General features: G+C 59.6%; 15 protein-coding genes and 1 riboswitch. All 15 genes read right to left on the bottom strand.

Features of this window, described 5'->3' with window-relative positions; all coding sequences use genetic code 11:
• Nucleotides 1-128: 128 nt before the first annotated feature.
• A riboswitch (glycine riboswitch) is annotated at nt 129-218 on the bottom strand.
• 34 nt (nt 219-252) lie between these two features.
• Nucleotides 253-903, bottom strand: coding sequence for an NAD-dependent epimerase/dehydratase family protein (locus FOM92_RS02140; protein WP_143775129.1), 651 nt, complete (start codon nt 901-903; stop codon nt 253-255).
• 4 nt (nt 904-907) lie between these two features.
• Nucleotides 908-2053 carry a deoxyguanosinetriphosphate triphosphohydrolase gene (locus tag FOM92_RS02135; protein WP_143775128.1) on the bottom strand — a complete coding sequence of 382 codons (1146 nt, stop codon included), beginning with the start codon at nt 2051-2053 and terminating at the stop codon, nt 908-910.
• Nucleotides 2054-2092: 39 nt separating this feature from the next.
• On the bottom strand, nt 2093-4021 hold the full coding sequence (locus FOM92_RS02130) for a tetratricopeptide repeat protein (protein WP_143775127.1): 1929 nt from the start codon (nt 4019-4021) through the stop codon (nt 2093-2095).
• A gap of 114 nt (nt 4022-4135) precedes the next feature.
• Entirely contained in the window at nt 4136-5629 is a 1494-nt protein-coding gene (gene ftsZ, locus FOM92_RS02125) for a cell division protein FtsZ (RefSeq protein ID WP_143775126.1), read from the bottom strand.
• A 105-nt stretch (nt 5630-5734) separates the two neighbouring features.
• Nucleotides 5735-7000, bottom strand: a complete 1266-nt coding sequence (ftsA, locus tag FOM92_RS02120) for a cell division protein FtsA (RefSeq protein ID WP_143775125.1) — start codon at nt 6998-7000, stop codon at nt 5735-5737.
• Nucleotides 6997-7911, bottom strand: coding sequence for a cell division protein FtsQ/DivIB (locus FOM92_RS02115; protein WP_143775124.1), 915 nt, complete (start codon nt 7909-7911; stop codon nt 6997-6999). The genes ftsA and FOM92_RS02115 overlap by 4 nt, the downstream gene beginning before the upstream one ends.
• Nucleotides 7911-8834, bottom strand: a complete 924-nt coding sequence (locus FOM92_RS02110; protein ID WP_143775123.1) for a D-alanine--D-alanine ligase — start codon at nt 8832-8834, stop codon at nt 7911-7913. The genes FOM92_RS02115 and FOM92_RS02110 overlap by 1 nt, the downstream gene beginning before the upstream one ends.
• On the bottom strand, nt 8831-9727 hold the full coding sequence (gene murB, locus FOM92_RS02105; protein ID WP_143775122.1) for a UDP-N-acetylmuramate dehydrogenase: 897 nt from the start codon (nt 9725-9727) through the stop codon (nt 8831-8833). Before murB ends, FOM92_RS02110 begins: the two co-directional genes overlap by 4 nt.
• A complete protein-coding gene (gene murC, locus FOM92_RS02100) occupies nt 9724-11130 on the bottom strand; it encodes a UDP-N-acetylmuramate--L-alanine ligase (RefSeq protein WP_143775121.1) in 1407 nt (468 codons plus the stop codon). The genes murB and murC overlap by 4 nt, the downstream gene beginning before the upstream one ends.
• A complete protein-coding gene (gene murG / locus FOM92_RS02095) occupies nt 11127-12308 on the bottom strand; it encodes an undecaprenyldiphospho-muramoylpentapeptide beta-N-acetylglucosaminyltransferase (RefSeq protein ID WP_143775120.1) in 1182 nt (393 codons plus the stop codon). The genes murC and murG overlap by 4 nt, the downstream gene beginning before the upstream one ends.
• Nucleotides 12305-13528, bottom strand: a complete 1224-nt coding sequence (locus FOM92_RS02090; RefSeq protein WP_143775119.1) for an FtsW/RodA/SpoVE family cell cycle protein — start codon at nt 13526-13528, stop codon at nt 12305-12307. Before FOM92_RS02090 ends, murG begins: the two co-directional genes overlap by 4 nt.
• Nucleotides 13525-14814, bottom strand: coding sequence for a UDP-N-acetylmuramoyl-L-alanine--D-glutamate ligase (gene murD / locus FOM92_RS02085; RefSeq protein WP_143775118.1), 1290 nt, complete (start codon nt 14812-14814; stop codon nt 13525-13527). The genes FOM92_RS02090 and murD overlap by 4 nt, the downstream gene beginning before the upstream one ends.
• Nucleotides 14811-15881, bottom strand: a complete 1071-nt coding sequence (gene mraY, locus FOM92_RS02080) for a phospho-N-acetylmuramoyl-pentapeptide-transferase (RefSeq protein ID WP_143775117.1) — start codon at nt 15879-15881, stop codon at nt 14811-14813. The genes murD and mraY overlap by 4 nt, the downstream gene beginning before the upstream one ends.
• The gene (locus FOM92_RS02075; protein ID WP_143775116.1) at nt 15881-17266 is read right to left on the bottom strand and encodes a UDP-N-acetylmuramoyl-tripeptide--D-alanyl-D-alanine ligase; all 1386 of its coding nucleotides are present in this window, start codon (nt 17264-17266) and stop codon (nt 15881-15883) included. The genes mraY and FOM92_RS02075 overlap by 1 nt, the downstream gene beginning before the upstream one ends.
• The gene (locus FOM92_RS02070; protein ID WP_143775115.1) at nt 17263-18690 is read right to left on the bottom strand and encodes a UDP-N-acetylmuramoyl-L-alanyl-D-glutamate--2,6-diaminopimelate ligase; all 1428 of its coding nucleotides are present in this window, start codon (nt 18688-18690) and stop codon (nt 17263-17265) included. The genes FOM92_RS02075 and FOM92_RS02070 overlap by 4 nt, the downstream gene beginning before the upstream one ends.
• Nucleotide 18691: the final 1 nt, after the last annotated feature.

The following is an 18691-nucleotide window of genomic DNA, read 5'->3' as shown; positions in this document are numbered from 1 at the left end:
ATCCGTTCCAAGAGTCGCAGCGACAGACATCGGTTGATGTCCTTCCTGCTACCCCCTCTGTCACGGATACCTGAGAGCTTTACCCCTTCGGTGGCCCACATGGGGTGGGCGCTTTCCAGAGTGTCGCAAAAGCCGAAACGGTCCTTTTGCCTGAGAGATTCCGGGGCGGTTGCTCCTTCGGCGGACAGGCGAACCTGTCACTCTCCCGTTTCGTCAGCGACCCGCCTCTCTTGGCTATGTGCCGGGACAGAGTCAACCGGCCAGCGCGCGAATGGCCTCATTTTCGTGGATAAACCTTCCCGGCGTCCCATTTCCGACCAGCTCTGCAATCGCCTGTGCGACGGTGGATGCCGGAATCGAGCGGAAGCGGCTAAAGGCCCGGGGAATCAGGCGATCAATGACAGGCGACAGCATGATGGCCGCACGCTCCCCGGCGCGCGGGTCATTCTGCCGGTCACCGGTCAGCAATCCGGGGCGGATAATGTCGAGGCGCTCAAAAGCAAGCAGCGTCAACGCATCTTCAACCTCGCCCTTGGTCCGAAGATAGAGATTCTTGGTATCAGCGGTCGCGCCCACGGAGGATACCGTGATGAACTGACGCGCGCCGGCCAGATTGGCGGCGGTTGCAAAGGCGAGGACAAGGTCCTTGTCGACGGCACGAAATTGCGCGGCGTCTCCGCCGGATTTCTTCATCGTTGTTCCAAGGCAGGATATGGCGATTTCCGGGGCCAGCCCCGCTATGATTTCCGGCCAGCGTGCGGTTTCGGCGACATGCTGCGCAATGCTTTCGGGTAAGTCATCCATTGGCCGGCGCAGCAGAATGTGGACTTCATGCCCGCCCAGCATCGTGCAGAGGGTGCTGCCGATCAGGCCGGATGCGCCAGCGATGATAACTCTTGGCATATAGCTACTCCGCGTTCAGTTCTTTATACCGGTCCGTCGCATAGCGGTCGGTCATTCCGGCCAGAAAATCGGCGATATGACGGCTTGCCTCGGGCTCGGACGACGGCATGTTTTCCTGCCACTCTTCCGGCATCAGGCCGGGCTTTGCATGGTAGATCGCAAACAGGCGGGCAATGACGCTTCGCGCTTGTTCGGCCGCATCCAGTTGCGACTGGTGATGGTAGAGGTTGCGGTACATGAATTTCTTCAGCGTCCGTTCCTCGGCGGCCATGGCGGGGGAAAAGCCGCCGATCATGACGCCGGCTTGCCGCACATCGTCGGCGGTGGAAATGCCCAGCGCTTCGATCCGTTCGCGGGTGGAGGTGATGACGTCGTTGACCATCGTGCCGATTTGTTCGCGGGTGAGTTCCCCTATTAACCGGCGGGGTTTGACATTGGGGAACCGCGCGACAATCCCCCGCCACCGCTCCGCCACGAACGGCAGCTCCAGCAATTGTTCGATATCGAGCAGCCCTGCCCTGATCCCGTCGTCAATATCGTGATTGTCATAGGCGATATCGTCACTGATCGCGGCGACCTGCGCCTCAAGCGACGGCCAGTTGCGCAGGTCCAGCCGGTATTTCGCATCCACCTGCGCCAGCGCCCAGCTCGGGCTTTCCACCGGCCCGTTATGCTTCGCCAGCCCTTCGAGCAGCTCCCAGCTGAGATTGAGGCCCGGCCATGCGGGATAGGGCGATTCCAGTTCCGTGAGCGTGCGCAGGGTCTGGGCATTATGGTCGAACCCGCCATAGGGCTTCATCGCCTCCTCCAGCGCATCCTCGCCCGCATGGCCGAAGGGCGGGTGCCCGATGTCGTGGGCGAGGCACAGCGCCTCGGTCAGATCCTCGTTCAGGCCAAGCGCCCGCGCGATGGTGCGCCCGATCTGCGCGACTTCCAGGCTGTGCGTCAGGCGGACGCGGTAATGGTCGCCATCGGGCGCGATGAACACCTGCGTCTTGTGGCGGAGGCGGCGGAAGGCGATGGAATGGATAATCCGGTCCCGGTCGCGCTGGAAAATGTTGCGGGGCCCGCGCACATTGTGGTCCGGCTCCGGATAGAAGCGCCCCCGGCTCTGTTCGGGGTGGGAGGCGTAAGAGGCTAACGAAGTCATGCGCGGCTTATGCCGCTAAGCCGGTACGACCGCTAGCCGCTATTTGCCTTTTAACGCCGTCACCACGACACCATTTTCGCTTTTCCACATAAAGCCGTCCCCGCCTGCTTTTTTGAAGTCGGCTTCCCATTTCTTGGCGAGCTTCTGGTCGGCGAAGGGTCCGACGAGCAAGCGGCTGGTTTTGCCCCATGCCGATGTCCACCCTGATGTCGATTTGAACAGATCCGGGCTCTTCTTCGCCCATTTGCGGTAATCAAATCCCAGCGCATTGGCATCGCCGGTCGCAATCTGGACCCAGAAACGCGCCGGGCTGGGCGGCGGTGCCTTTGCCTTGGCGGCGGCCTTTGGATCCGTTTTTGCAGCCTTGCCAGCTTCGTCAACGGCCGCAACCTTAGGCGCCGCAGGCTTGATCTTTTTAAGATCCACAGGAACCGCCGACGGCTTTTGTTCGCTTTCCGGAATTTCGATCGCGTTCACGATCGCGCCCAGATCGAAGGCCGCTTTGGCCGCAGGCGGCGGTGTGGGTGTCGGCGTCGGTACCGGCACGGTTTCCACAGGCAGCGCCGCCGCCATCTTCGTTTCTTCCTGCGGCAGGTTCGCCGTCGCAAGTGCAGGCGCGGGAGCAGGCGCAGACGTCGCAGGTTCAACGCGCGTCGCCGCTTCGAAACCCGCCGCCACGGTTTGCGTCTTCACACCGCTGTCCGCGCTGATCGCGGGCGCCTGCTGGACAGGCTGCGTCACTGTCTGCGCAGCAACGCGCACCGGTGGCGGCGGTGTCTGGCTTTGCGGCACATTATCGCGAGGTCCGATTTCGACGCGTTGCAGCGGCCGTGCCGTTTCCGGCGGAGGAAGCTCGGTGGTCCTGGCCGTCACCAATTTTGCACTGGTCGCTTCTTCAACCCTGGCGCGTGCGGTTTCGGTTCCGAGGCGCGCCGTGTCCACCTTGGGCAATTTCTGCGAGTCCGGAATGGCCGCGACAATTGCCTTTACCTCTTCCTGCTCCCGCGCCTTCTTGTCCCGGCGGCGCTCGGTCGTCTTGGGCTTTTCAGCAGCCGCAACCTTTGCCGGTTTTTTCCCGAGAGGATCGCCCGCCGGGATCAGGCGGCTATCATTCGCCGCCGGCTGCACCGCGGGAATGGTCGACGCAACCTTGCGGACCTGTTCACTGTCGCGCCCGACATATTGGCTGGCCGGGAAATGCCCCAAATGGATCGCCGCCGCCTGTTGCGCACCGGTCAGCTCGGGCATCAAACGCAGAAAACGCTCCATACGCTGCGCGGAACCTGCGTCCATAAAACCTTGAGTTACCTGCACGGATTCGCGGAAATCCCCGCGCGAGGCGAGAATGAACGCCCTTGCCCGCCATGCCGCCGGATTGTTTTTCTCCAACAGCGGAACCAGCATCGCATCTGCCTGCGTGCTCTGGCCCGACAGCGACGTGGATATGGCGTGGCGGACAATCAGATCATCCGAGACGGACGCAGTCCGCGCCAGCTTATAGTCCTGCTGCGCCCGGCCAAAATTGCCCAGAAGGTCAAAGGCAAGCGCACGGTCGGCGGCAATGGAACGCTCGCTGACGCCCAGACGGACGGCGTCGTCAAACAAACGCAGCGCCTCGAAAGGATTTTCGGTACGTACGGTTGCCGTGGCCAGTCCGGCAACGATGCGGCCGTTATTCGGCCGCAAGGAATTGGCGCGGGTGAAGAAGTTAAGCGCTGCATTGGCATCGCCCAGCATCAACGCCGCGTTTCCGGCATCCGCAAGTGCATCGGCATCGGACGGACTGAGCGAAATGCGACGCATTGCGGCCCGTAGCTCGGCGGCACCTGCCGGTTCGGCCATGACCGGCTGAACAACGGGGCTCGTTTTTTCGAGAGCCTCAAGCGCGGATTCATCGACGGCTTGCGCGGCTGCACCTGTCGCAGCCAATGCATAAACAATGGCGGGGATCGCACGTAACATTGTCACATTCATGCGCCTCTAATGATGCCACAGGGAACCAAAGCAAAGGAGGGCGCTGCCCGCCTTCGCCGAATGGTTGCATAAAGGAGACAAAATGAACGTCAGCTTGTCAGCCGACGGTCAATTATTGCTCTGCCGGTCCAAAAAGCGCGGAATATTGAGGCCGCCTGCGGAACCTGCTTCCTTGTTGCTGTCCTCTTCATCGTCGCCGCGCGAAAGACCGCGCGACAGATTGGACATGCGTTCAAAAAGCGTTCCGCCCGTCGATACCCGTGGCGCAGGACGCTCGGGTGCCGGCGTTATGTCCGCTGCAGGTTCATAAGTTGATGGCGCTTCTTCGGCCTGCTCGACATGGGCTTCACCCAGTTCGAGAAGATCATCGTCACCATCCTCTGCCGCTTCGCTTTTGGATGCGGCGGCAACCGGCTCATAATCGGCGTCGGCAACATGCTGCTGACCGAGTTCGAGGCTGTCATTGTCATTTTCTGTCGAGACATCAAATGGTTCTTCAACAACGATTTCCGGTGCCGGTTCGGCAAATGCCGCAGGTGCCGCCACAGGTGCGGGTTCCGGCTCGGCAACGGTTTCTGTCGGACGACTGAAGGCGAAAGGACGGGTCGCATGTGCGCTGGGTGCAGAAACCGAACCGTCATTGTCGATACCGGTCGCAACAACCGAAACACGGATTTTGCCGTTCAAATTCTCGTTAAACGCCGAACCCCAGATGATATTTGCATCGGGATCGACCAGTTCGCGGATATGGTTGGCGGCTTCGTCAACTTCCATCAGGCGCATGTCTTCACCACCGGTGATGGACACGATAACACCCTTTGCGCCCTGCATCGACACACCGTCGAGCAGCGGATTGGCGATTGCCTTTTCGGCGGCTTCCAACGCACGACCGTCGCCTTCGGCTTCGCCGGTACCCATCATCGCCTTGCCCATTTCGTGCATGACAGAACGCACGTCGGCAAAGTCGAGGTTGATGAGGCCGGGCATGACCATCAGGTCGGTAATGCCACGAACGCCCTGCTGCAGAACTTCGTCGGCGAGCAGGAAGGCTTCCTTGAACGTTGTATTCGGATTGGCAACCAGGAACAGGTTCTGGTTCGGAATAACGATCAGCGTGTCGACATGCTGTTGCAGTTCCGTAATTCCGGAATCGGCCGAACGCATCCGGCGCGAACCTTCGAACAGGAACGGCTTGGTAACAACGCCCACCGTCAAAATGTTCATCTCGCGCGCTGCTTTGGCGATGACAGGCGCGGCACCGGTTCCGGTACCTCCGCCCATGCCTGCGGCGATGAAGCACATATGGCAACCTGCAAGGGCGGCCTTTACCTGCTCAATGGTTTCTTCGGCAGCCGCGCGACCGACCTCGGGCCGTGAACCGGCACCCAGACCCTGGGTAATATCCGGGCCAAGCTGGATGCGATATTCCGCCGGCGATGCATTGAGCGCCTGTGCGTCGGTATTGGCAACGACGAAATCTACGCCTTCGACCTTTGCACCGATCATGTTGGCGACAGCGTTTCCGCCAGCACCACCAACGCCAATAACAGCAATCTTCGGTTTTAATTCATCAACCACGGGTGGACCGATATTGATGCTCATGTCTACATCCCCCTAGCCTAGATTGGCTTATTAGAAATTTTCACGCTTCTGACACAAAAGGACACAGCGCACACCCGAAAATTAACCTTTTTGCACAGCTTTCTGTTAAAAATTCTCACGGATTGCCCGTTTTATACGTTCAAATAGGCTCGGCATGCCCGAAGGCATATGTTCGCCATGCAAATCATAGCCGGATTTCAAGTCAACGCGGTCAATCGCCGCGTAATGAATCAAACCAACCAAAGTAGAAAAGGCAGGTCCCGAATGTGCTTCGGGAAGGCCATTCAGTCCGGCGGGCCGTCCAATTCGGACAGTACGGCCCAACGCACCCTGCATATGTTCGGCAATACCTTTTAATTCGGCACCACCACCGGTCAGGACAATCTGGTGACTTGACGGGCCGGAAAATCCCAGGGTTTTGAGCGCACGTCCGATTTCGGACACGATGCTGTCGACACGCTGGCAAACCACCGCGTTCAATTGCGCCTTTGTGATGCGGGGCGCATGGGTGCCGGCTTCGGTCCCGTTTTCGTCCGGCCCTACCTCCAGCACTTCCTGATGGTCACGCGGGCTGGTCAGTGCCGATCCGTGAAAACATTTCAGACGCTCGGCCTGGGCCCGACGGATACCGAATGTCGAGGCGATATCATCGGTAATGTCCGATGCACCTTTCTGGATTGTTTCCAGACCGACAAGCATGCCGCCGATAAAGACCGATACATTGGTAACAGCCGCGCCAAATTCGACCAGAGCGACACCCAGTTCGCGTTCTTCCGCCGTCAGACAGGCAAGGCCCGTCGCAACCGGCGCAACGACAATGGATTCCACATCAAGATGCGCCGCACGCACCGTCATGTCGATATTGCGGACGGGTGACTGGTCGGCAAGGACCACATGTATATCAACGCCAAGGCGGTCGGCATGCAGCCCGACCGGATTGGCCACACCGCCGACACCATCCAGCGAATAAAGCGTCGGGCGGATATGCAACGGCATTTTCCCGCCGGTGTGGATATTGGCGCGGCCCGCCTGCAAAAGCTGGTCGACATCTTCCTGCGTAATGCGGTCGCCGCCCAACTCGATTTCGACAGGCGCAAGCAGGCTGTCCAGCCCGCCGGACGACATTCCCACCCAGACGCGTTCGATATTGATACCAGCAATCCGTTCCGCCTGCTCCACCGCATGGCGCACCGACAGCTCGGCCTGCTCGATATCCGATACATAGCCGCGCGTGACGCCGCGGCTTTCACGCTGACCGGTGCCCAGCACGATCAGTTCGCCCGTATCCGTGCGCCCTGCAATCAGGGCGGATACTTTGGACGATCCGATGTCGATGGCCGAAATCAGCTTTTCTACGCGTGCCGCCTTCATGCCTGCGTCCCGCTATTTTTGACACTGGATGTTTCGCTTTCGGCATTTGCCGGGGCTGCCTTGGGCGCTTTACGGAAATAGGCGCGTTCCGGATCACGCAGATCGAAATGGATAAGATCGCGACCCAACAGCCGGTGGATGCCATCCATACGGGCAAAGTTCAGCAAGGCTTCGGCCGCTGCCTTCTCCCCTTCCGGAAGCGCCAGCGTCTCGCCGCTCTTGAACTTCAGATCCCAGCGCCGGTTACCGATCCAGCTTGCGCCAATGACCTGCGATTTGAGGGCGCTGGCCTTGTCCAGCAATTCGTTCAGGGCAACGGCATGGCGGTTGGCATCGGTTCCATTTAAAACCGGCAGATCACCCACCTCGCCCATTTTTACATTTTCCAGAACATTGCCCTCGGCATCGATCAGGGAATATTGGCCATCGCGCTGCCACACGGCGGCGGGCTTGCGCTCGACTATTTCAACGGCCAGCGTATCCGGCAAACGGCGCGAAACGCGGGCGTCCTTTATCCATCCATATTGCAGCAGATCGGCGCGGACCTTGTCGATATCGACCAGCGGCATCGCCCGGTCCTTTTCCGCCAGAACGAGATCATAAACCTTGAGCTGATCCACCCGCTCCATTCCGGTCACTTCGACGCGCTGCACCTGAAAACCGGCGCGCGCGGCCAGATCCGCATATTGTAGATAGGCCGCGGTCGTCAGGCCGGCCCATTGGGCAGCGGCGTAGACAAGCACGGTCACCGCCGCGATAATCAGCCAAGTCGCGGCGCGTTGAATATCTTCTTCGGAAAATGGCAACGCCTGGAAAGCACGATCGATTACCGAAATCTGCCGCACCTTCTGCCGCGGACGGGGCGTCTTTGCCGTTCGTTTGCTGCTCGCCTTGCGGGAGGAAGTAGCCATTATGCCAACGCCTCTTTCACAATGATATCGACCAGTTGTTCATAACTGATACCAACATATTTCGCCTGTTCCGGCACCAGACTTAGCGGCGTCATACCGGGTTGGGTATTGGTTTCCAGCACAAAGATGCCATCCAGGCCCAGTTCGTCATCCCAGCGGAAATCGGTGCGTGATGCACCCTTGCAGCCCAGCAGACGGTGTGCCTTCAGCGCAATGTCCATCATATAGTTCGCGGCGTCCGCAGGGATTTCGGCCGGGCATATATGTTCGGTCAGGCCATCTGTATACTTGGCATCGAAATCGTAAAAGCCGCTCTTGGGCTTCAACTCCGTCACGCACAATGCCTTGTCGCCCAATACCGCCACCGTCAGCTCGCGCCCCTTGATAAAGGGTTCGGCAAGCAATGTGTCGAATTCCTGCCAGGGTCCTTTGGACTCGCGCGAAATCGGGTCGCCGTAATTGCTGTCGGCCTTGACGATGGCGACGCCCACCGAACTTCCCTCATTGACCGGCTTCAGCACATAGGGGCGCGGCAGGGGGTCGCCCGAATAAAGGCTCTCGCTGTCGACAATTGTCCCTTTCGGCATGGGAATACCGGCCGGGACGAGGCGCTGCTTCGTCAGTTCCTTGTCGATCGCGATGACGGATGTCACCATTCCGCTGTGGGTATATTTTATGCCCATCAGGTCCAGCATGCCCTGCACGCTGCCATCTTCGCCGGGCACACCGTGCAGTGCGTTGAACACGACATCGGGGCGCAAAGCCGCCAAGACCTGCGCGACATTCCGGTCCATGTCGACCCGGCTCACCTTATAACCAACGCGTTCGAGGGCGTCCGCCACGCCATTGCCGCTCATCAGCGAAACGGGGCGCTCATTGGACCAGCCGCCCATCAGCACTGCAACATGGATTTGGCTGCTCATTTAACGTCACCCACGCGCTGGATTTCCCATTGCAGATCGATACCGGACTTCGCCTTGACGCGGCGGCGGACTTCCTCGCCCAGGGCTTCGATGTCGGCGCTGCTGGCATCGCCTGTGTTGATCAGGAAATTGGTGTGTTTTTCGGACACCTGTGCTCCACCTATTTGTAGTCCGCGACAGCCAGCCTCGTCGACCAGTTGCCACGCCTTGTGGCCATCGGGATTTTTGAATGTCGAACCGCCTGTCTTGGACCGCAGCGGCTGCGATGCTTCGCGCGATTCCGATATCCGGTCCATCTCGGCCTGAATGGCCGAAGGTTCGCCGGGCTTCCCCCGGAACCGCGCCGATACGACGATGGCACCATCGGGAAGTTCCGAATGGCGGTAACTGTAGTGGAGGTCGTCGACGTTCAGCCGGGCAAGCTGGCCATCGCGCAGGACGACGTCGCAATCGACCAATATGTCCTTCACTTCGCCGCCATAGGCGCCCCCGTTCATCCGGACAAAGCCGCCCACGGTTCCGGGGATGGAGCGCAGAAATTCGAGACCCGCGATGCCAGCGTCGCGTGCTGTGGAGGACACCAATATGCCCGACGCACCGCCGCCGCAGTCCAATGTGGTGGCGTCGACCGGGCTCACCCTGGCGAAGGCCTTGCCCAGACGGACCACGACACCCGGCACGCCGCCGTCGCGCACAATCATGTTCGACCCCAGCCCCAGCGCCATGACCGGCGTTGCGGGATCGAGGTTGCGCAGAAAGGACTGGAGATCCTCCAGATCCTTGGGTTCGAACAACCACTGCGCCTGTCCGCCCGACTTGAACCATACCAGCGGCGCAAGCGGTGCATCGGCCGTCAGTTTTCCGGCCACGCGTGGAAGTTCGGCGACGCTCATCCGCGCTCCGCCCTGATCGCATCGGCGAGCCCCGCGGCCCATTTGGTAATGTCACCTGCGCCGAGGCAGACGACCATATCCTTGTCCTGCACAATATGGGCGAGCTTCTGCGCGAGGTCCGCCTGGTCGGCGACCGTGGCGGCAGATCGGTGCCCGCGTGCCTTGATGCCGTTGACCAGCGCTTCGGAAGTGACACCCTCAATAGGTGCCTCGCCCGCGGCATAAACGGGCGAGATGAACACCATGTCGGCATCGTTGAAGGCCTGCTGGAAATCATCCATATGATCGCGCAGCCGGGTGAAGCGGTGCGGCTGGGCAACCGCGATCACCCTGCCCTGCGCCCCTTCGCGTGCGGCCGACAGGACGGCGCGGATTTCGACCGGGTGGTGTCCGTAATCGTCGATGATCGTCACGCCATCCACTTCGCCCACCTTCGTAAAGCGCCGCTTGACCCCGCCAAATTTGTCAAAGCCATGGGCGACCGACTGGTCATCCATGCCCATTTCAAGACCAACGGCAATGGCCGCCAGGGCGTTCTGGACATTGTGGCGGCCGGGCATGGGCAGTTCGATGCCGGTGATGCTGCGCTGCGATCCGTCGCGGTTGCGCACGACCACGTCGAACCGGTTCCCGCCGGGAAAGGGCGTCACATTCTCCCCCCTGATATCCGCCTGCGCCGAAAATCCATAGGTGATGATCCGCCGGTCCCGTATCTTCGGCAAGATCGCCTGCACCTCGGGATGGTCGAGGCACATGATGGCCGCGCCATAGAAGGGGACATTTTCGACAAATTCGACAAAGGCATCCTTGATGGCGTCAAACCCGCCATAATGGTCGAGATGCTCCGGATCGATGTTGGTCACCACCGCGATCGTGCCGTCCAGCCGCAGGAAGCTGCCGTCGCTTTCGTCGGCCTCGACCACCATCCAGTCGCTGGCACCCAGACGTGCGTTGGAGCCATAGCTGTTGATGATGCCGCCATTGATGACCGTCGGGTCAATCCCGCCATGGTCGAGCATCGCCGCGATCAGGGACGTCGTCGTCGTCTTCCCGTGCGTCCCTGCAACAGCGACCGTATTCTTCAGCCGCATCAGTTCGGCGAGCATTTCGGCGCGGCGGACCAGCGGAATGCGCCGCTCCAGCGCGGCATCGCGTTCGGGATTGCCCTTTTTGACAGCCGTGGACGTGACCACCACCGCCGCATCGCCCAGATTATCGGCGCTATGCCCGATCATCACCTTGATACCGCGCTTGCGCAGCCCGTCGATGACATAGCTGTCCGCAATGTCCGAACCCTGCACCGTGTAGCCAAGGTTATGCATCACTTCGGCAATACCCGACATGCCGATGCCGCCGATGCCGACAAAATGGATGGTTCCGATATCGTTGGGAACACCCTTCATAATGCCGTGTCCTTTGCCAGCGCAGGCGACGGCGCAAATGCGGATGCAGTGTCGTGCTTGGGTTTGATGGTGTGCATGATGGGCGCTTTACCGAATGATTCCACAAGGTCGGCAAGATCGGAAACAGCCTGGGGCCGGCCACAGCTTTTCGCCGCCTTGGCCGCATTTTCCAGTGCCCCCGGTTCAAGCGCGATTTTCTGGATCTGCTTGGCCAGTTCGACGGGCGTAAACTGGGTCTGCGCAATCGCGCGCGCACCGCCCGCCTGCACCATTTCCTTCACATTGTAGCTTTGATGATTGTCCGTCGCACTCGGCAACGGAACCAATATGGCGGGGCGGCCTGCACAGGTCAGTTCCGCAATGGTCGAGGCCCCTGCCCGCGCGATGACCAGATGTGACCACCCCATACGGTCGGGCAGGTCCGGCAGATAGGTCGCAAGCTCCGCCGGAATTTCATGCGCGGCATAGGCCTGGCGCACGGTTTCGATATCCTCGGCACGGCATTGCTGCGTCACCTGAAGACGGCGCCGCAGATTCAGCGGCAGTCGCGCCAGCCCGTCGGGAACGACTTCGGACAAGATGGTTGCACCCTGGCTTCCCCCTGTCACCAGCACGCGGAATATGCCGTCGGCGGACATGGGCGGATAAGGTTGGTCGCGCAGCGCCAGAACTTCTTCCCGCACCGGATTGCCCACCAGATGGACCTTGTCCTGATAGCGGGGCGACAGACGCAATATGTCGGGATAGGCGGTTGCTATCGCGTTGACCTGCCGCGCGGTGAAGCGGTTGACGCGGCCCAACACGGCATTTTGTTCATGGATGATGGTGGGAACATTTTCCGCAAATGCACCCAGCAACGCCGGAAATGCCGGATATCCGCCAAAGCCGATAACGGCACTGGGTTCAAAACTGTCATAGAGACGCCGCGCCATCAACCGCCCCTCGGCGATGGCCTTTACACCGGGCAACCAGCTTGCCGGGCTTTTGGTGATGCGACCTGCAGGCAGGATATGGGTTGCCATTTTCTCCGGTGCGCCCGGAATTTTCGCGCCCCGCTCGTCTGTTATCAGGGCGACATGGTGGCCGCGGTGCAGCAATTCCTGCCCAAGGGCGAATGCCGGGATGAGATGACCACCGGTACCACCGGCGGCGAGGACATAGTGCCGTGAAATGCTCATGGCGTCTGTCCCTTCACCATATAGAGGGAACGGTCAAGATACGGGTTGCGCTTGGTCAGTGCCAGTATGAGACCGCATGTGATCGACAGCGCCAAAATGGACGATCCGCCATAGCTGATAAAGGGCAAGGTCATCCCTTTGGACGGAAAGACGCCCAGGTTCACCGCCATGTTAATCATGGCCTGGCCACAAAATTGGGCGCCGAGGCCGGTTACGGCGAGAACGACGAACTGGTCCTTTTCATCCAGCAGGCGGATGATGATGCGGACAAGAATGGCAAAGTAGAGAATTGCGATCACCATACAGGCCAGCAATCCGAATTCTTCACCAATCACAGAGAAAATATAGTCGGTGTGACCTTCGGGCAGAGTATATTTCTTCGTCCCCAGTCCCGGCCCGACACCGATGAAACCGCCACTGGTCAATGTGGCCAGCGCCATCTTGTCGTGCGTCAGGCCTTCGGTCCCGAAGATCCACGCATCGATACGCTGGGTCGCGACGGGATAGAAATTATAGGCCAGTATCATTCCAACCAGACCGCCGATGACCATCGCCCAAAGCCGCGATGCAGGAACACCCGATACCATCATCAGCGCAAACCATGTTCCGGCAAAGAGAATGGTTTGTCCAAGGTCAGGCTGCGCCATCAAAAAGACGCACACCAATCCCGTTGCGATACTGCTGAGCAAGCGGACCGGAAGGGTGGGATCTTTCAATCGCCAGCTAATGATCCATGCCATGGTGACGGCAAAAAAGGGTTTGAGGAATTCCGACGGTTGCAGGCCGGCAAAGCCGGCCCCTATCCAGCGTTGGGAACCATTCACCTCTCGGCCCAATACGGGCACGAGCGCAAGCAGCACGAAAAATATGCAGAAGCCGACAACGGCAAAGCGGCGCGCCTGTTCCCGCGGATACATGGACACGACGAGCATCAGCGGCACACCGACAATGACCCACATGAGCTGGCGGTAAAAAAAGTAGAGCGAGTTGAGTTGGGTCGTGGACGATGACAGGCGCTGCGCACCCGCAGGCGACGCCGCCGCCACCGACAAAAGCCCGATCGCAATCAACACGATCATCAGCGAGAGCAGAACCCGGTCCAGTTCCCAGAACCACACACCCAGGGGTGAACGGTCACCGCGGCCCAGTCGGTTTGCAAAACCGATCTTGCCCGTCTTGGCCGCCAACACCCAGGGAACTTCGCCACGATCGCCGCTCATAACGCCTCGACTATCGCTTTAAACGCGTCACCGCGGGCTTCGAAATCCTTGAACTGGTCGAAGGAAGCACATGCAGGCGACAACATGATGACGTCGCCCGCTTTGGCCTGTGCCGCAGCCGAATGGACGGCAGCACCCATCATCTCGCTGCTTTCGACAGGCATGTGCGGCGACAGCAGTTTCGTGAACAACGGCCCGGCTTCACCGATGGTATAGGCTTTCACGACATGGCCGAAATTGGGGACGCATTCGTCCAGATTATCGCTTTTGGCCAGCCCGCCGACAATCCAGTGCACACGGGGATATGCGGCAAGTGCCGGGGCTGTTGATGCGGCATTTGTTGCCTTGCTGTCATTGACAAACAGCACGCCATTGCGTTCGGCCACAACCTCCATGCGGTGCGCCAATCCCTTGAAGCTGCGCATGGCCGGCCGCCATTGCGCCTCGGTCAGGCCAAGCGCTTCGACCAGCCCGATCGCAATGGCAATATTCTGAAGATTATGGGGTCCCTGCAAGGACGGCCAGTCCTGCTGACCCGAAATCGCGGCCGGATCGGCCAGATGGACGACGCCTGCGCCCCTGCGTTCGCGCGCTTCATTGTAAATGCGCAACGTGTCTTCATCGCCATTGCCAAATACGGAATGCTGTTTTGCCGTCTGCATTTCAAACAGCCGTGCTTTGGAACGGATATAGGCTTCATAACCGTCATAACGGTCGAGATGATCGGGTGACAGATTGATGAGCGCAGCGGCGTCACAAGCGAGACTATGGGTGATATCAATCTGGTAACTCGACAGTTCCAGAACATATACACCGCCTGCGGGTAAAGGTGCCTGCGACAAAATCGGCAATCCGATATTGCCGCCCATCCGCACGGGAAGCGCCGCGCTTTTCAGCAGGTGATGGACAAGTGCCGTTGTGGTCGACTTGCCATTTGTGCCTGTAATGCCGACCACACGGTGCGGCGGCAGGTCGGCACGGGCCATGGCGAACAGCTCGATATCCCCGATGAGGGGAATGCCCTGCTCCCTCGCCTTTTGAGCAATGGGGTGGCGGTTTATGGGAACACCGGGGGATACGACAATCCCGTCATAACCGGATAGATCGGCATCCAGCGGGTCGGCTATTGTCGCAATATCGGCGACCTTGGCGCGGGCATTTTCATCATTGTCCCACGCCAGAATCTCGGCGCCGCCAGCCGACAGCGACCGCGCAGCGGCAAGGCCTGATCGTGCGAGGCCCAACAGAGCAAATTTGCGGTTTTTAAAGGCCGGGCTGGTAATCATCTGAGCTTGAGGGTTGATAGACCCGCAAGCGCCAGAACGAAAGCCACAATCCAGAATCGAATAACAACGGTGGGCTCTGACCAGCCAAGCTGTTCGAAATGATGATGGATCGGCGCCATACGGAAAATGCGCTTGCCCGTGCGCTTGAACCAGAACACCTGGATGATGACCGACAAGGCCTCCACCACGAAAAGGCCGCCGATGATGGCGAGCACAAATTCATGGTGCGCAACAACGGCAATCGCGCCCAGCGTACCGCCCAGCGCAAGGCTGCCAGTATCGCCCATGAAGACCGCCGCCGGTGGTGCGTTGAACCACAGAAAGGCAAGGCCCGCGCCGACAATAGCACCGCACAGCATGGCAAGGTCACCGGCACCAAGATAGAATGGAATACCAAGATAGGCGGCATATTTGGCGTTGCCGACCATATAGACGATCAGCATGAAGGCAATCGACGCGATGATAACGGGCATGGTTGCAAGGCCATCCAGACCATCGGTCAGGTTTACCGCGTTCCCGAAAGCCACGATAACAAAGGCCCCGAACGGCACATACCACCAGCCGAGATCGAGAACCGGCCCGTTTACAAAGGGCAGATACAACATACCGCCCGATTGCCACACGATCAGGGATACCGCGACACCGGCAATTGCAAATTCGAACAGCAGCCGCACCTTGCCCGAAACGCCTTTGTGGCTGCGCTTTTTGACCTTGTCATAATCGTCCATGAATCCGACGATGCCAAATCCGGCCATGACCAGCAGACATGCCCAGACATAGACATTTTCAAGGTTCATCCACAAAAGCATCGACGCTGAAACAGCGATCAGGATCATGAGACCGCCCATTGTAGGCGTTCCGACCTTTGCCAGATGTGTTTGCGGTCCGTCGGTACGGATCGGCTGCCCTTTGCCCTGACGGACACGGAGCATACCGATGAATTTAGGTCCGATCAGCAGGCCGATGACAAGAGCCGTGGCAACAGTGGCACCGGAGCGGAAGCTCAAATAGCGCAAAAGGTTCAGAATGCCGGGAAAACCCAGATATTCCGCCAATAAATAGAGCATCAGCTTTTCCCACCCACCAAGTCACTGACAATCGCCGAAAGCCCCATGCTGTTGGAGCCTTTGACCAATACCGTATCGGATTCACGTAAATTGCTTTTGAGAAGCTCGAGGGCTTCGCGCGCCGTGGCGCAATGCGCGAATTCCGGCAGTCCCTCAACCCCCGCCTTCAACCTCTCGGCGAGAATTTCCATCTCTTCACCGACTAAAATTGTAAAATCTACTTTTGCTGCCGACAATGGCTCAGCAAGAGCGCGGTGAAATTCGCTGCTTTTGTCGCCCAGTTCCTTCATCGTGCCGAGTACGGCTATTTTGCGACCGTCAACCTTGCCGAGTTGCGCCAGCGTAGCGGCCATGGAAGCAGGGTTGGCATTATAGCTTTCATCAATGATCAAGGCGGAGCCGTTTTGCACCGGGATGACATGACGGGCACCGCGTCCGGCAAGGCCACCCAGTTCGGCAAGGGCCAGACCCGCTGCGGCAAGATCGCCGCCGACGGCCTCGACCGCCGCCAATACGGCGAGCGAATTGGACATCCAATGCTCCCCGGATTGCGAAAGGCCATAGCATAGCGCGCCTTTTGGCAACTGCGCGGTGATAAGGGTTTCCCCGTTGGCCCCCGCAACATGGTCGAGCAACCGGACATCGGCTTCGGGCGAGAAACCAAAGCTTACAATATGGGTGGCATATTTGGTCGCAGCGTTGCGCAGCCGCTCATAATGCGCATTGTCACGCGGGATGATCGCCGTTCCGTCGGCCAGCAGGCCTTCGAAAATCTCGGCCTTTGCATCGGCGATGCCGCTTTCATCCTTGAAAAACTCGATATGGGCCGGTGCGATGGTGGTGATGATCGCAGCGTGCGGCCGGACCAGTGCCGTGAGCGCGCGAAGCTCACCGGCATGGTTCATGCCCATTTCAAATATGCCGAACACCGTATCGCGCGGCATCCGGGCGAGGCTGAGCGGAACGCCGACATGGTTGTTATAGCTTTTGACCGACCGGTGCGCCTTGCCCCGTGACGAACGGTCAAGCGCGGCGAACAGAGCCTCTTTCGTGCCGGTTTTACCCGCCGAACCCGTTACGCCGACAACTTTTCCGCCCATGCGGGCACGCGCGGCGCGGGCCAGATCATTGAGCGCCGCGAATGTATCCTTTACAAGAATATGGGGGAAATCAACGGGTTCGCTGACAATTGCACCGGCGGCACCATTTGCAAATGCCTTGCCGACGAACAAATGCCCGTCGGTTGCCTCGCCCTTCAGGGCAAAAAACAGGTCCCCTTTCCCGATTTCCCGGGAATCGAAGGCGACGCCATTGGCGTCAAATTCGCCCGATGCCTGTCCGCCGGTTGCGGCGACCAGTTCGGCGTGGGTCCATAATGGCATCATGCCGCGCACTCACGCGCGACTTCGACATCATCGAAAGGCAGGACGCGGCCCATGATAATCTGTCCCTGCTCATGGCCCTTGCCTGCGATCAGGACAATATCATCGGGTTCGGCATGCTCGATCGCAAATGCGATGGCGTAGCGCCGGTCGCCGATGTCGTGCGCACCGGGGGCACCGGCCATGATGTCCGCGCGGATCAGGCCCGGGTCTTCGCTGCGCGGATTGTCGTCGGTGACGATGGTGATGTCGGAATCCGCAACGGCAATCGCGCCCATTTCCGGCCGTTTGCCCTTGTCCCTGTCCCCGCCTGCGCCAAAAACGGTGATCAACTTGCCTTTGGTATGCGGACGAAGGGCGGCAATGACGGCTTTCAAACCATCGGGGGTATGGGCATAATCCACATAAACGGGCGCGCCGCTTTTGGTGATGACCGCCCGCTCAAGACGTCCGCGCACGGGTTGCAGGCGGGCCATGTGGGACAGCACATCCTCGACATCGCCCCCGCTCGCCATGACCACACCGGCTGCGACAAGCACATTTGCGGCCTGATATGCCCCGATCAGCGGCAATTTGACCTTCGTCACATCACCCTGGATCCGCAGTTCCAATGTCTGGCCCAATTGCGTCGGCTGGCGGGACAAAAGCTGGATGCCCTTGCCCTTTTCACCGACGGTGATCAGCCGGATTTCCCGTTTCTTGACGCGCTCGATGACCTTGTCGGACCAGATATCGTCCGCCCAGATGACCGCCGTGCCGTTTTCATCGACCACCTCGTCGAACAGCCGCATCTTGGCCTCGAAATACTCCTCCATCGTGCCATGATAGTCGAGATGGTCGCGGCTGAGATTGGTGAATGCGGCGACTGACACGGGCACGCCTTCGCTGCGATATTGCGAAAGGCCGTGGCTTGATGCTTCAAAGATGGTGTGGGTCACGCCTTCGCGCGACAGGCCGGCCATGTTGGACAGGAAGGTAACGATATCCGGCGTGGTCAGCCCGGTCTTCGCCTGATCGGACGCGGTGGTAATGCCCAGCGTTCCGATGGACGCGGCATGGTGGCCGGCCATCCGCCACAATTGCCGCGTCAGCTCGGCCGTGGACGTTTTGCCGTTGGTGCCTGTGACAGCGGCAATATGCTGCGGGAAAGGGCGGAAATATCTGGCCGCAAGCTGCGCAAAAAGGCGGCGCGGGACAGCGTCGGCGATATGGACAGCACCCGACACCTTCGCCTCGGGCCGTGCGACAATGGCAATCGCACCGGCGGCAATCGCCTCGTCGATAAAATCCTCGCCATTGAAGGCAGCACCCTGAAAAGCTCCGAAAACCGTTCCGGGAGCAATTTTTCGGTGGTCAATGGCAAAACCGGTGACTGTTTGTTCGGCGGCTGCACCGTCCAGATCGGTCAGCAATTGTCCCAGCCGCATT

This window comes from Sphingorhabdus contaminans (assembly GCF_007280415.1).
Taxonomy (GTDB): domain Bacteria; phylum Pseudomonadota; class Alphaproteobacteria; order Sphingomonadales; family Sphingomonadaceae; genus Sphingorhabdus_B; species Sphingorhabdus_B contaminans.
Note: the sequence above shows the minus strand (reverse complement) of the source record. Positions and strands in the feature narration are given on the sequence as shown.

Excerpts from the sequence above, each read along its gene's own strand:
- FOM92_RS02140 (WP_143775129.1), bottom strand. The coding sequence starts at position 903 with ATGCCAAGAGTTATCATCGCTGGCGCATCCGGCCTGATCGGCAGCACC.
- FOM92_RS02135 (WP_143775128.1), bottom strand. The coding sequence starts at position 2,053 with ATGACTTCGTTAGCCTCTTACGCCTCCCACCCCGAACAGAGCCGGGGG.
- ftsZ (WP_143775126.1), bottom strand. The coding sequence starts at position 5,629 with ATGAGCATCAATATCGGTCCACCCGTGGTTGATGAATTAAAACCGAAG.
- ftsA (WP_143775125.1), bottom strand. The coding sequence starts at position 7,000 with ATGAAGGCGGCACGCGTAGAAAAGCTGATTTCGGCCATCGACATCGGA.
- FOM92_RS02115 (WP_143775124.1), bottom strand. The coding sequence starts at position 7,911 with ATGGCTACTTCCTCCCGCAAGGCGAGCAGCAAACGAACGGCAAAGACG.
- FOM92_RS02110 (WP_143775123.1), bottom strand. The coding sequence starts at position 8,834 with ATGAGCAGCCAAATCCATGTTGCAGTGCTGATGGGCGGCTGGTCCAAT.
- murB (WP_143775122.1), bottom strand. The coding sequence starts at position 9,727 with ATGAGCGTCGCCGAACTTCCACGCGTGGCCGGAAAACTGACGGCCGAT.
- murC (WP_143775121.1), bottom strand. The coding sequence starts at position 11,130 with ATGAAGGGTGTTCCCAACGATATCGGAACCATCCATTTTGTCGGCATC.
- murG (WP_143775120.1), bottom strand. The coding sequence starts at position 12,308 with ATGAGCATTTCACGGCACTATGTCCTCGCCGCCGGTGGTACCGGTGGT.
- FOM92_RS02090 (WP_143775119.1), bottom strand. The coding sequence starts at position 13,528 with ATGAGCGGCGATCGTGGCGAAGTTCCCTGGGTGTTGGCGGCCAAGACG.
- murD (WP_143775118.1), bottom strand. The coding sequence starts at position 14,814 with ATGATTACCAGCCCGGCCTTTAAAAACCGCAAATTTGCTCTGTTGGGC.
- mraY (WP_143775117.1), bottom strand. The coding sequence starts at position 15,881 with ATGCTCTATTTATTGGCGGAATATCTGGGTTTTCCCGGCATTCTGAAC.
- FOM92_RS02075 (WP_143775116.1), bottom strand. The coding sequence starts at position 17,266 with ATGATGCCATTATGGACCCACGCCGAACTGGTCGCCGCAACCGGCGGA.
- FOM92_RS02070 (WP_143775115.1), bottom strand. The coding sequence starts at position 18,690 with ATGCGGCTGGGACAATTGCTGACCGATCTGGACGGTGCAGCCGCCGAA.